Origin of the sequence: Entomohabitans teleogrylli (assembly GCF_001484765.1) — a bacterium.
GTDB lineage: Bacteria > Pseudomonadota > Gammaproteobacteria > Enterobacterales > Enterobacteriaceae > Entomohabitans > Entomohabitans teleogrylli.
The window spans coordinates 1-13,409 of record NZ_KQ947386.1 but is presented as its reverse complement, the minus strand read 5'-3'; the positions used below and the strand labels follow the sequence as shown (position 1 = coordinate 13,409).

Genomic DNA, 13,409 nt, shown 5'->3' with positions numbered 1-13,409 from the left:
ACTCTATTCCTTACATGGATTGGTATATGGGCAATATTATTCGTCCTTTATCTGACGTCGCCTCCTGGATTGCGTCAGAAAATCTGTGGATCGAAAGTTCCGCACTTCAACAACTAAATCACACCGCCAGTTTACCGGGCATGCTGCGCGTGGTTGGCATGCCGGATCTGCACCCCGGTCGGGGATACCCGATAGGCGCGGCCTGTTTTTCCGCTGGCCGTTTTTATCCTGCGCTGGTGGGAAATGATATCGGCTGCGGCATGGGGCTGTGGCAAACGGACCTGGTCGCGCGACGGCTGAACCTCGATAAACTGGAAAAGCGTCTGCAGGGGATGGCGGATATCGCCGCCAGCAGTTGGCTTGACGAACGCCTGGAAGACGATTTTTACCGGCATCCGTTTCGCGCTGCGCTGGGCTCTATCGGCGGCGGCAATCATTTTGCCGAGTTCCAGCAGGTTGAGACGTTGCTTGATAGCGATGTCGCCAGTCAGGCCGGGGTGCAGGTGCACCAGCTGTTATTGCTGGTGCACAGCGGATCGCGCGGCGTCGGGCAGCATATCCTGCAGCATCATATAACCCGTTTTTCGCACCACGGGCTGGAAATCGGTAGCCCGGAGGCGCAGCGGTATCTGCGCGATCATGATGCCGCGCTGGCGTTTGCCCGCCTGAATCGCCAGCTTATCGCCGGACGTTTGCTGGAACAGTTCCGGGCGCAGGGGGAGCGGTTACTCGATCTGTTTCATAATCTGCTTGAGCCCGCCCAACTGGGCGATATTCAGGGCATTTTACATCGCAAAGGCGCTACGCCATCTGATAAGGGACTGGTGATTCTGCCGGGGTCGCGCGGTGACTATAGCTATCTGCTCCAGCCCACAGCCTGTGAACAAAGTCTGTGGTCGCTGGCGCACGGCGCTGGTCGAAAATGGATGCGTACCGAATGCAAAGGCCGGCTGTCAGCAAAATTCTCGCCGCAGCAGCTTAGCCGTACCGCACTGGGTAGCCGGGTTATCTGCCGCGATCGCCAGTTGATTTATGAGGAGGCGCCTCAGGCGTATAAGTCGGTGGACAGTGTGCTGGACTGCCTGGTACAGGCCGGTCTGGCAAAGCCGGTGGCGCGCCTCAGGCCGCTGCTGACCTGGAAAACCAGCGGGGAGAGAAGTGCATGATATTACTGCAACTTTCTTCTGCCCAGGGGCCGGATGAGTGCTGTCTGGCGGTCAGTAAAGCGCTGGCGCGGCTGAGCCTGGAAGCCCGGACCCATGGCGTGGCGATAACCGTGCTGGAAGAACTGCCCGGCCGGGTGTCGGGAACGCTCCGTTCGGCGCTGGTGGTTCTGGAAGGCGCTAAGGCGCAGTACCTGGCTGAGGTATGGTGTGGCTCGCTGCTCTGGGTGTGCAAAAGTCCTTACCGACCGGGAAGCCAGCGGAAAAACTGGTTTATCGGCGCGGCGGCGTTTTCACCGGCGGCAGAGGGTCCGGATGGGACGATTCGGTTTGACACGCTGCGCGCCTCCGGTCCTGGCGGCCAGCACGTGAATAAAACCGAGTCGGCGATTCGCGCCACTCACGTTGAGTCCGGTATTAGCGTCAGGGTGCAAAGCGAGCGTAGCCAGCACGCCAATAAAAGGCTGGCGTTAATGCTGATTGCGCATCGTCTGGAACAACACCGGCAGGAGCAGCAGGCGGCGCTGAAGGCGCAGCGCAGATTATTTCACCATCAGATTGAGCGCGGTAATCCGCAGCGGATATTTCACGGTGAAGGGTTCACACCTGTGAAATAATCATCTATTAAAAAGCCCACCGTCAGGTGGGCTTTCGTTAGCGCTTAAGCGCTTACTTCGCCGGAATGGCTTTTAGCAGTTCCGTTAATAGTGTCCAGTAGTGCCCGACGCTCTCAATATGCACCTGCTCATCCGGGGAGTGAGGACCGGTAATGGTTGGCCCAATCGACACCATATCCATCTCCGGATAGGGTTTCTTGAACAGACCACACTCCAGGCCAGCGTGAATCACCTGGATGTTCGGGGTTTTATTGAACAGACGCTGGTACGTTTCCCGCACCAGATGCATCACCGGCGAAAAGGCGTCCGGCTGCCAGCCCGGGTAGCCGCCTTTCGGCGCGGTGTTCGCGCCAGCGAGACGCCCGAGGGATTCCAGCATACCGACTACGTAATCTTTACCGCTGTCGATCAGCGAGCGGATCAGGCAGATGATTTCCGCCTGCCCGTCATCCATGGTCACCACGCCGACGTTAAGAGAGGTTTCCACCACCCCTTTGGCGACATCGGAGTTGCGGATCACGCCGTTTGGCGTGGCGTTCAGCAGGTTGATAAAGGTATCGCGACTTTTCGCGCTCAACGCCGGTTTGTCCGCCGCGCCTTCTTCAACCAGCAGCGTCAGGTTCTTCTCTTTTTCCGCCAGTTCGTTCTTGAGAACGTCCAGATAGGCGCTGGCCAGGGTTTTCAACTGTGCTGCTTTGTTCGCCGGCACTGCCAGGGTTGCGAAGGCTTCACGGGGAATGGCGTTGCGCAACGTACCGCCGCTGAAGTCCACCAGGCGGGCATCCAGCTCTGCCGCATGGTCGAACAGAAAGCGAGCCAGCAGTTTGTTGGCATTGCCCAGTCCTAAGTGGATTTCACCGCCGGAATGGCCGCCTTTCAGGCCTTTCAGGGTGATTTTAAAAGCCTGATAGCCTGCCGGAACCGCTTCGCGCTCCAGTTTCAGGGTGGTGATAAAGTCGATCCCCCCGGCGCAGCCCATGTAGATTTCACCCTCTTCTTCAGAGTCGGTGTTGATCAGAATATCGGCCTGGAGCCAGCCGGCCTGTAGGCCAAAGGCGCCGTCCATACCGGCCTCTTCGGTCATGGTGAGCAGCACCTCCAGCGGCCCGTGGGCCACGCTGTCATCGGCCAGCACCGCCAGCGCGGAAGCCATGCCGATGCCATTGTCGGCGCCCAGGGTGGTGCCGCGCGCTTTGACCCATTCGCCGTCGATATAAGGCTGGATAGGATCTTTGGTGAAGTCGTGAACAGTATCGTTATTTTTCTGCGGCACCATATCCAGATGCGCCTGTAATACTACCGGCTTGCGGTTTTCCATACCGGCGGTGGCGCCCTTACGAATCAGGATATTGCCGACGCTGTCCCGCTCTACGTGCAGACCTTTTTCCTGCGCCCAGCCGACAATATGCGCGGCGAGCTGTTCTTCGTGGTAGGACGGGTGAGGGATGGAGCAGATTTTAGCGAAAATATCCCACAGCGGCTGCGGAGATAGTTGAGACAGTTCAGACACGATAAGTCTCCCGGATTTGCCTGCAAAACAGGGCTGCAGGTCACTGAGTTAGCAGAATGAAACACACCACAAGCCACGCTTGTACGATGAATTTGAGGATACCACTTTATTGCCGGGCATGGACCAGGGGGCATGTAAAAACCCTGCCAGCGATTGCGCAACACTGGTTTTTACGCCCTCAGATCTCTATAATCTCGCGCAACCTGGTTTCCCCTGAACACTTTTTAAGCCGTTTTTAACAGGCTGGGATATTTACATGAGCGAAAAATACGTTGTCACCTGGGACATGTTGCAGATTCACGCCCGTAAACTGGCAGGTCGTCTGATGCCTGCTGAACAGTGGAAAGGCATTATCGCTGTCAGCCGCGGGGGCCTGGTGCCCGGCGCCCTGCTGGCGCGCGAACTGGGTATTCGTCATGTGGACACCGTATGTATCTCCAGCTACGACCATGATAATCAGCGCGAACTGAATGTGATTAAACGCGCTGAAGGCGATGGTGAAGGCTTTATCGTCGTGGACGATCTGGTGGATACCGGGGGCACCGCGGTGGCTATCCGCGAAATGTACCCGAAAGCCCACTTCGTAACGATTTTCGCCAAACCGGCCGGTAAGCCGCTGGTTGATGACTATGTGATCGATATTCCGCAGAACACCTGGATTGAGCAGCCCTGGGATATGGGCGTTAGCTTTGTGCCGCCGCTGGCTGGCCGCTAAGCAGGATGATAAATGCGATAAACGCCCGGCAGTGCCGGGCGTTTATTTTTTTTGGCCGCCGGGCAGGTACAATACAACGATGATGTATTGATAGAGGCGGAAAACGATGTCCAAAGCAAACCTCAGCGAAACCCTGTTCAAGCCCCGTTTCAGGCACCCGGAAACTTCGACGCTGGTGCGCCGTTTTCAACCTCAGGGGACGCCGAAGATACAATCCACTCTGGACGGGGAAACCGTGCCCCACTGGTATCGGCTGATCAACCGTTTACTGTGGATCTGGCGCGGGGTCGATCCCCGGGAAATCATGGATGTTCAGGCGCGTATCGTTTGCAGCCCGGCGGAGCGTACCGATGACGATCTCTACGATACGGTAATCGGCTATCGCAGCGGCAACTGGATTTTTGAGTGGTCGAAGCAGGCCATGTCCTGGCAACAGAAAGCTAATCAGACAGACGATCAAACCCTGCGTGGTAAATACTGGCTGATGGCGGCCAACCTGTACAGTATCGCCGCTTATCCACACCTCAAGGGCGATGAACTGGCCGATCAGGCGCAGGTGCTGGCCAATCGGGCCTACGAAGAGGCCGCGCCGCGGCTGGCCGGCGAGCTGCGCCAGCTGGAATTTCCGATTCCTGGCGGCGTGGCGATTACCGGATTTCTGCATCTGCCCGCCGGCGTGCAGGGGCCGTGTCCGACGGTATTGGTATGCGGCGGTCTGGATGCGTTGCAGAGCGATTATCACACCTTGTTTGAGCGCTATCTGGCGCCGTCCGGCATTGCGATGCTGACGATAGATATGCCATCGGTGGGTTATTCGGTGAAGTGGAAGCTCACCCAGGATTCCAGTCTGTTACACCAGCATGTGTTGAATGCGCTGCCGGATATTCCATGGGTCGATCATACCCGTGTCGCGGCCTTCGGCTTTCGCTTCGGGGCGAATGTGGCGGTACGGCTGGCCTATCTGGAAGCATCACGCCTCAGGGCGGTGGCCTGTCTGGGGCCGGTGGTGCACAGTTTATTAAATGATCCTTTACAGCAGGGGCGGGTACCGGAAATGTACCTTGACGTGCTGGCCAGCCGTCTGGGGATGACGGATGCCTCCGACAATGCGCTACGGGTGGAGCTCAATCGCTACTCTCTGAAGACTCAGGGTCTGCTGGGCCGTCGCTGCCCGACGCCAATGCTGTCCGGCTACTGGGCCAACGATCCGTTTAGCCCGGAAGCGGAATCACGCTTAATCACCTCGTCATCTTCAGACGGTAAATTGCTATCGATTCCGTTCCAGCCAGTGTATAAGAATTTTGACAAAGCATTGAATGAGATTGCTTCCTGGCTTAAATATCATTTAAGTTAATAGATTGATAAATTTTATGGGTTTGGTAAAACATTTGCTTCACAACAGGAGATCGCAATGACGTTACCAGGTGGACATCCGAAAAGCCGACTGATGAAAAAATTCCACGCGCTTGGCCCCTACATTCGGGAGGAGCAGTGTGAAAACAACCGTTTCTTCTTCGATTGCCTGGCGGTTTGTGTGAACGTAAAGCCGGCGCCGGAAAAACGCGAATTCTGGGGATGGTGGATGGAGCTGGAGGCTCAGGAAAAACACTTCACCTATGTTTATCAGTTCGGCCTGTTTGATAAAGAAGGCAACTGGAAAGCCACGACGATCAAGGATAAAGAGGTCGACGATAAACTGGCTCAGACGCTGCGGGATTTCCACGAACGCCTGCGCAGCCTGCTGGCATCAATGGAACTAGGCTTACTGCCGGCGGCGGATGTCGACCAGCCGGTGAAGCTGCGCGCCTGAAATCGATCATTCGCGCCATTATTTAGTGGGATGGGTTTTGGGACGGCACAGAGAGGCCCTTCAGGTAGACTGAAGGGCCTTTTCGATCAGAACTGGTAGGTCATACCGACGACGACAATATCATCGGCGCTGATCTTCATGTTTTTGGTGGTCTGGGTTTTATCAATCTGGTTAATTTTGTATTCCGTGAATGCTGACATATTCTTGTTAAAGTAATACGTCAGGCCAAGGTCGATATACTTCACCAGATCCTGATCGCCGACCCCTTCGATATTTTTCCCTTTTGACTGCACGTAACCCAGAGAAGGGCGCAGGCCAAAGTCGAACTGATACTGAGCGACCGCCTCAATATTCTGGGTTTTGTTCGCCGCGCCCTGCAGCGCCGCGCTGCTGCCGTTAATCGGCGTCATGTTGCGGGTTTCGGAGTACATCACCGCCAGGTAGATATTATTGGCGTCATACTTCAGGCCGGTGGCCCAGGCTTCGGCTGTTTTCCCTTTGCCCAGCGCTTTGGCTTCCTGAACGTCGGTGCGGTCCGAATTAGTGTAAGCGCCGGCCAGGGTGAAATCGCTACCGCCAAAATCGTAACTCAGCGAGGTTCCGAAACCGTCGCCGTTGGCTTTGTTATAGGCGCGATCGTTTTTACCCTGATATTGCAGCGACAGGTTCAGGCCATCCACGAGACCGAAGAAGTCATTATTACGGTATGTGGCCAGGCCGCTGGCGCGCTTGGTCATAAAGTTGTCGGTCTGCGCCGAGGAGTCGCCGCCGAGTTCCGGGAACATATCGGTAAAGGCTTCGACGTCGTACAGCGCGCCGAGGTTACGACCATAATCAAAGGAGCCCACGTTAGCCAGTTTCAGGCCGGCAAACGCCAGGCGGGTTTTCTGGGTAGAACTGCTCTCATCTTTGTTGCCGGAAAATTCGGCTTCCCAGCGGCCGTAGCCGGTCAGTTGATCGTTAATCTGGGTTTCGCCTTTAAAGCCAAAGCGTACGTAGGTCTGATCGCCATCTTTACCGGTATCGTCGCTCATATAGTGCATGGCTTTCACCTTGCCATATAAATCGAGCTTGTTACCGTTCTTATTAAACACTTCCGCGGCCTGTGTCGGCGCTGTCGCCATCAGAGCCATCACCATTAATGCCAGAGTCTGCTTTTTCATTTCGGGTTTCCGTTTTGTATTTACTAACGCGCTAATCATCAGGGCCATCGGCCCACGAAAATTTCACCTGGTGTTTTAACGGCCGGGAATGAACTATTTATGACAAACTGAGAAAATGATGAAATATCTGTCATTCAGTGAAACAGTCATCGGAAAGTCATCATTTGCCGCTACGCTAAGCGGTTTTTTTACTTTTGCCGGGCTTTTTTTTCGCGCCAGTTGGCAAGCAGGGCGAGTCCTGTTACAACGTCATCTGGACATTGTTCTCTGCGCTTTGCCGGCTACCGCGTTGGATCCGCCGGGGCGCAGGAGAGCGTTTTACTCTTTGTGTATTGAAACGGCAGAAAATCATGAGTGACAGCCAGACGCTGGTGGTGAAGCTGGGAACCAGTGTATTAACCGGGGGCTCGCGGCGCCTGAATCGCGCCCATATCGTGGAGTTAGTTCGCCAGTGCGCTCGCCTGCATGCCGCCGGGCATCGGATTGTAATTGTGACCTCCGGCGCGATTGCCGCCGGGCGTGAGCATCTGGGCTACCCGGAGCTTCCGGCGACCATCGCTTCTAAACAGCTATTGGCCGCGGTAGGGCAGAGCCGGTTAATTCAGCTCTGGGAACAGCTGTTCTCCATTTACGGTATTCATATTGGTCAGATGCTGTTGACCCGCGCCGATATGGAAGACCGCGAGCGCTTTCTCAACGCCCGGGATACCCTGACCGCGCTGCTCGACAACCAGATAGTGCCGGTGATTAACGAAAACGACGCCGTCGCGACCGCGGAAATCAAAGTGGGGGATAACGATAATCTCTCCGCGCTGGCGGCAATCCTCGCCGGCGCCGATAAACTGCTGCTACTGACCGATCAGCAGGGGCTGTTTACCGCCGATCCGCGCACCAATCCCACGGCGGAACTGATCGAAGACGTTTATGGGATCGACGATGCCTTACGCGCCATCGCCGGCGACAGCGTTTCTGGACTCGGGACCGGCGGGATGGGCACCAAACTGCAGGCTGCGGATGTCGCGGGGCGCGCCGGGATCGAAACCATCATTGCCGCCGGCAGCCGTCCGGAGGTGATTTGCGATGCGATGGAGGGGATCTCCGTCGGTACCTGCTTCCATCCGCCGCAGTCGCCGCTGGAAAACCGTAAACGCTGGATCTTTGGCGCGCCGCCTGCCGGTGAACTGGTGGTGGATGACGGCGCCCGTACTGCGATTGTTGAGCGTGGAAGCTCTCTGCTGCCAAAAGGGATTAAAAGCGTCACGGGGAATTTCTCCCGCGGGGAGGTGATTCGTATTCGCAGTCCCGAAGGGCGGGATATTGCCCACGGCGTCAGCCGGTACAACAGCGATGCGCTGCGGCGTATCGCCGGGCATCACTCGCAGCAGATTGATGCTATTCTGGGCTACGAATATGGTCCGGTGGCTGTCCATCGTGACGACATGATTGTGAATTAAGGAGCGGGCCAATGCTGGAACAAATGGGCAAAGCGGCGAAAGCGGCTTCTTATCAACTGGCGCAGCTCTCCGCGAAAGAGAAGAACCGCGTGCTGGAAAGAATCGCTGATTATCTGGAAGCGCAGGCGGCGGAGATTCTGCAGGCTAACGCCCAGGATGTGGCGCAGGCCCGCGCCGATGGCCTGAGCGAGGCGATGATCGATCGTCTGTCTCTGACTGTCGAGCGGTTGAGCGCAATTGCCGGCGATGTGCGCCAGGTATGTAATCTGGCGGACCCGGTGGGGCAGGTGATTGATGGCGGTTTGCTGGACAGCGGTCTGCGTATTGAGCGCCGTCGCGTGCCGCTGGGGGTCATTGGCGTTATCTATGAGGCGCGGCCCAATGTGACAGTTGATGTTGCGGCGCTGTGCCTGAAAACCGGTAATGCGGCGATTCTGCGCGGCGGTAAAGAGACCTGGCGCACCAATGCCGCGACGGTAAAGGTTATCCAGCAGGCGCTGGAGGAGTGCGGTTTACCCGGCGGCGCGGTGCAGGCGATTGAAAGCCCGGATCGGGCGCTGGTGAATGAGATGCTGCGCATGGATAAGTATATCGACATGCTGATTCCGCGCGGCGGCGCTGGCCTGCACAAGCTGTGTCGTGAGCAGTCGACCATTCCTGTGATCACCGGCGGTATCGGCGTATGCCATATTTTTGTTGATGAAACAGCGGAAATTGAGCCGGCGTTGAAGGTTATCGTCAATGCCAAGACGCAGCGCCCCAGTACCTGTAATACCGTGGAGACGCTGCTGGTGCACAAGGGCGTGGCGGATAGCTTCCTGCCGGCGCTGAGCCAGCAAATGGCGGCGAGCGGTGTGACCCTGCATGCCGATGAAAACGTACTGGCGCGCCTGACGGGCGGGCCGGCGCAGGTGGTTGCGGTACAGGCGCATGAGTATGACGATGAGTTTCTGTCGCTGGATCTGAACATCAGGCTGGTGGAGTCACTGGATGAGGCCATTGCCCATATTCGTGAACACGGTACCCAGCACTCGGATGCGATTCTGACCCGCACACTGCGCAATGCCGATCGGTTTGTGAATGAGGTGGATTCGTCGGCGGTGTATGTAAATGCGTCAACCCGCTTTACCGATGGCGCCCAGTTTGGCCTTGGCGCCGAAGTGGCGGTCAGTACCCAGAAGCTGCACGCCAGAGGCCCGATGGGGCTGGAGGCGTTGACCACTTACAAGTGGATCGGTTTCGGCGATAACACCATTCGTGCTTAACGGAATGGCGGGTGATGTAAAAATAGCCGCTTGAATCAGGCAGCCATTGACGCATCACCCGCTTTTACTTAACCTTTTACACCGCGCTTCACGTTCGTGAGCGTTTCTGAAAGCCGGTATAGCTCAGTTGGTAGAGCAGCGCATTCGTAATGCGAAGGTCGTAGGTTCGACTCCTATTACCGGCACCATTTAAGCATCTCTCAAAGTCTACTCAAGTCCTCAAGAACCCTTCTATACTCTAGCTTCAAGCCCTTTCTCATTATTTTGAGGTCTAGCGAAGTACCCCTAATCTACATCATTTTGGGGGTATATCCGGGGGTATATGCTGTTCTATCTGGAAAGAGCCTCAGGACTGGATGATGGGGCTAAATAAAAAAGAGCGCTTCCTATTCGCCATCTGGAAGGGAACAAAAGAAACGCCGCTAAAAAATAATATTGGTGCTATTTCTATCGAAGCCAGAGCGAACAGTTCTTCACAGGGATATGTTTACCTACAGTATACATTCACAAATGATGATGTTTGTTAGGCGGAGATTGAGGGGGCAAAAAAAGTTCGCTATAAAATACTCCCCCCATTCTAATGGGGGGGAGTTGTTAAAAGTCAGAAATAGTCATGTTGTTAAATGAAGTGTAAATACTGTCAATATATTCTATTCGTCTGCTTCTGCTGCCTTCGATTTCCTGCAGTAAGGAATCTTTCGGGTTAGGAATTCGTCTTCTCTCTCGCATTTCATCATCAGTCAGTAGATGATAGTTAATAATGCAATTTAATTTATAAAAATGCTCGCTTTTATTTATTTCATTCTGAGGGATGTTTATGGATGATATGACTCTTTCAGCTGTGATTGTTTTTTTAATCAATTTTTCGAGTAATGCAGGGCTGCAGACTTTAAGGAAACATACCAATGCCAAGGATACTTGAAAAACTGTTCCTGGCATTTCAGTTATCAAATGTTTATTATCAATCACGGAAAAAACTGAGTAGCAACGCTCAGCCTCTCTGAGAGAACATCCGTTATTTTCCAGAAGCATGGATAACGTATTGACGAGAGGACCTCCTCTTGTTAGAAGTCTTTGTTTTTTATCTATAGACAGTAAATACTGCTCCATTGTTGACTGTTGATATCCCTCTTTTACTCTTTCATTATTACGTGTGACTTTAGGTAAGCTAAACCAGTAATGAATGAATTTGTTAAGGTATAGTCTGGAATCGATGTTTCCGTAACGGCACTCAATACTCTTCTCAAATTGATCCCGATTAACGACAAGGAGAAAAACGAATCCTTTCACAGAGAATATATGTTTTATTTTTTCCAGTAAATCTAATGAATAATCTGGTCTTGCTCTATCGAGTTCGTCAATCACAATTAGGTTTTTTTTATTTGTTTTAGTGAAGAATTCCTCTAGGGTTTGCTTAAAATAAATGATGTTGTTTCTTTCATTCTTGGCTGATTTGATTTTATTTGCTATGTATTCCTCTACGGGGTTTGATAACGAATCAGTTAATGCATCTGTTGCTTTTTCTAAGCTTGTGGCTGTCAAAAGATTAGCTGTGGCTGCGGAAATAGCAAATTTTGCAGAGTGAGAAAGTACTGAGACACCTATTTTCTTACTGGCATTCAATAGTTTTTCACCAAGCTTAGGGGCGAGTGTTTTTTCGCCCTCAATCATTTCATATATTACTGATGATAACGATATGAAAGGATCTGTTTGATAATCATTTTCGTAGGCATCAAAATATATAATATTTAAATCATCGTGCCGTAAATTTATTTCTGAAGTCATCATTTTAACAAAGGCTGACTTTCCATTACCCCATTTGTCCTCTAAAGCTAATACAAGATTTTCATCTGGAGCTTGTAGTGTAACTCTCATTATTTGCTCAAATAGTGGTTTTCTATTAAATAAATCTGAATCATCAGTAAAACCATCATTGAAGCTATTTTCCGAAGTTGTCAGTATCATAAGTAGTCCTTTTGGCTTATAATAGAAAATCTATAACTAGAAAGAAATTATATAGTTAGGCTGAAATATTCAACATTTTTCTGCCCATGTTACTTAAGTAAATTCCCCTTATATGAGGTTTAAATGACATCAATGAGTAAATCAGCCTATGCCCGTCATTGTGGAGTGTAAGTATCCCGGCAAAACGAACCATTCACTTTTAGAGATCTTCCGACATACTGATTATGTCCCCTGAGGAGATCGCTATGCGCAAGATCCGATTCACTGAACACCAGATCATCGCCGTATTGAAGTCCGTCGAAGCAGGACGTACCGTCAAGGATGTGTGCCGTGAGGCCGCTATTTCGGAAGCCAGCTATTACAACTGGAAGGCAAAGTATGGCGGGATGGAAGCGGCCGATATTAAAAGAATCAAAGATCTGGAGGATGAAAATCAGCGGCTGAAGAAACTGGTGGCCGATCTGAGTCTGGATAAGGAGATGTTGCAGGAGGTACTGAAGCAAAAGTTCTGAGGCCGGCTCAGAAGCGCCAGGCGGTGCATTTCCTGCGGGAGGCTTATCGTATAAGCATTCGCCGGGGATGCGGGCTATTGATGCAGAGCAGAACCGTATACCACTGGCAGAGTTGGCTGATGACAGAGCAATAACCCTGCGTATCCGGGAGATCGCGGAAACCCGGATACGCTATGGCTGTCCGCGTATTCATATCCAGCTGCGGCGGGNGGATTTACTGTCTGGAAGGCCTCAACCTGCGCAGAAAGCGCCCCCGCAGACATGTCAGTGCAGCACATCGCCAGCAACGTCCGGTCCTGAGCCATATCGATCAGTGCTGGAGTATGGATTTTGTGTCGGATAATCTGTTTAACTCAAGTTGGCATCAATCTGCTATACAATTGAAACTGATCGTTTAATTCTATTGTGTAAAAGGGAATTTCTATGATTATTCGTCCAGTCGAACCTTCTGATGTAGAACCATTGCTCGACATGTTACAGAAAAGTGGTCAGTTTGATGATGAGGGGTTATTACATGTACGGGACACTCTCAAAAATTATTTCTCTGGTGAATCAGATGAGTTATGGTTTAGCGCCGAACAAGAAGGCTTAGCGGGCATTGCATATTGCGCACCGGAAGTAATGACCAGTGATGTCTGGAATCTATTGATGCTATGGATCAGTCCTTCCCATCAGCGTCAGGGCGTTGGTCAGGCGTTGATTAACCGGATCGAAAAAGAATTGCGAAATAAACATGCCAGATTATTATTAGTGGAGACATCGAGCCTTATCGATTTTAACGCGGCTCGTGCCTTTTATAGCAAGCAAGGTTTCATCAATGAGGCAAGAATACGCAATTACTATGCTATCAATGAAGACAAAGTGATTTTCATAAAAAATATGCAGGAGTAATCAAATCTCTGCCTTTAATCAAACTTGACGGAACTGGTTGATAAATGGGTTTACCGTACGCTTACGTGTATCAGTTGCGACGTGATCTGACATGTGGTCTTGAAAGGCCGAAAGTTACCGGTTGTGATATGGGTGTCGAAACCTTATACAAAATACGAGGTAATTCTCATGCGTGAGACTAACAGTCCTGTCATCAAACACAAAGTTGGCTGATCCTGAGGTTCAGTAACGATTACAGAATGGTAGTAAAAACAGAAAAAGGAGAGAGGTATTCAGATGGAACTTGATTTTTTGTTGGATAAAGTGTATTAGCTCAGACCTGATCTGACAGTTACCGGTTATTC

Annotated in this window: 11 protein-coding genes, 1 tRNA gene and 2 pseudogenes; 11 read left to right on the top strand and 3 right to left on the bottom strand. The window is 52.3% G+C overall.

All coding sequences use genetic code 11. From position 1 onward, the window contains the following. The first annotated feature begins 26 nt into the window (after positions 1-26). Together AQ981_RS12105 and prfH are read left to right on the top strand one after the other, a co-directional pair. Positions 27-1,166, top strand: coding sequence for an RNA ligase RtcB family protein (locus AQ981_RS12105; RefSeq protein WP_058912006.1), 1,140 nt, complete (start codon positions 27-29; stop codon positions 1,164-1,166). Then, a complete protein-coding gene (gene prfH / locus AQ981_RS12100) occupies positions 1,163-1,780 on the top strand; it encodes a peptide chain release factor H (protein ID WP_058912005.1) in 618 nt (205 codons plus the stop codon). The genes AQ981_RS12105 and prfH overlap by 4 nt, the downstream gene beginning before the upstream one ends. Before the next feature lie 52 nt (positions 1,781-1,832). Here the strand turns inward: prfH and pepD are convergent, their stop codons facing one another. Further along, positions 1,833-3,290, bottom strand: coding sequence for a cytosol nonspecific dipeptidase (pepD, locus tag AQ981_RS12095; protein WP_058912004.1), 1,458 nt, complete (start codon positions 3,288-3,290; stop codon positions 1,833-1,835). Between the two features lie 256 nt (positions 3,291-3,546). On the opposite strand from pepD, the gene gpt reads away from it, so the two are divergent. The 3 genes from gpt to crl all read left to right on the top strand — a co-directional run bounded on the left by gpt (position 3,547) and on the right by crl (position 5,815). Then, positions 3,547-4,005, top strand: a complete 459-nt coding sequence (gpt, locus tag AQ981_RS12090) for a xanthine phosphoribosyltransferase (protein ID WP_058912003.1) — start codon at positions 3,547-3,549, stop codon at positions 4,003-4,005. 106 nt (positions 4,006-4,111) lie between these two features. Further along, positions 4,112-5,359, top strand: a complete 1,248-nt coding sequence (gene frsA, locus AQ981_RS12085) for an esterase FrsA (RefSeq protein ID WP_058912002.1) — start codon at positions 4,112-4,114, stop codon at positions 5,357-5,359. 57 nt (positions 5,360-5,416) lie between these two features. Continuing rightward, entirely contained in the window at positions 5,417-5,815 is a 399-nt protein-coding gene (gene crl, locus AQ981_RS12080; RefSeq protein WP_058912001.1) for a sigma factor-binding protein Crl, read from the top strand. Between the two features lie 86 nt (positions 5,816-5,901). On the opposite strand, the gene phoE is transcribed toward crl, so the two are convergent. Beyond that, on the bottom strand, positions 5,902-6,978 hold the full coding sequence (gene phoE / locus AQ981_RS12075; RefSeq protein ID WP_058912000.1) for a phosphoporin PhoE: 1,077 nt from the start codon (positions 6,976-6,978) through the stop codon (positions 5,902-5,904). Positions 6,979-7,328: 350 nt separating this feature from the next. On the opposite strand from phoE, the gene proB reads away from it, so the two are divergent. From proB to AQ981_RS12060, 3 genes are all read left to right on the top strand, one after another. After that, entirely contained in the window at positions 7,329-8,432 is a 1,104-nt protein-coding gene (gene proB / locus AQ981_RS12070) for a glutamate 5-kinase (RefSeq protein ID WP_058911999.1), read from the top strand. Positions 8,433-8,443: 11 nt separating this feature from the next. Further along, positions 8,444-9,697 carry a glutamate-5-semialdehyde dehydrogenase gene (proA, locus tag AQ981_RS12065; protein WP_058911998.1) on the top strand — a complete coding sequence of 418 codons (1,254 nt, stop codon included), beginning with the start codon at positions 8,444-8,446 and terminating at the stop codon, positions 9,695-9,697. Between the two features lie 112 nt (positions 9,698-9,809). After that, positions 9,810-9,885, top strand: a tRNA-Thr gene (locus AQ981_RS12060). A gap of 406 nt (positions 9,886-10,291) precedes the next feature. On the opposite strand, the gene AQ981_RS12055 is transcribed toward AQ981_RS12060, so the two are convergent. Further along, positions 10,292-11,662 (bottom strand): KAP family P-loop NTPase fold protein, encoded by a 1,371-nt coding sequence (locus tag AQ981_RS12055; protein WP_058911997.1) that lies wholly within the window; start codon positions 11,660-11,662, stop codon positions 10,292-10,294. Positions 11,663-11,907: 245 nt separating this feature from the next. On the opposite strand from AQ981_RS12055, the pseudogene AQ981_RS26910 reads away from it, so the two are divergent. The 3 genes and pseudogenes from AQ981_RS26910 to AQ981_RS12040 form a co-directional block, all read left to right on the top strand. Then, positions 11,908-12,383, top strand: a pseudogene (locus AQ981_RS26910) (transposase); the annotation flags it as partial. Between the two features lies 1 nt (position 12,384). Further along, a pseudogene (locus AQ981_RS28105) lies at positions 12,385-12,527 on the top strand (IS3 family transposase); the annotation flags it as partial. Between the two features lie 70 nt (positions 12,528-12,597). Beyond that, complete coding sequence (locus AQ981_RS12040; RefSeq protein WP_058911995.1) at positions 12,598-13,065, top strand: GNAT family N-acetyltransferase; 468 nt, start codon at positions 12,598-12,600, stop codon at positions 13,063-13,065. Positions 13,066-13,409 lie beyond the last annotated feature (344 nt).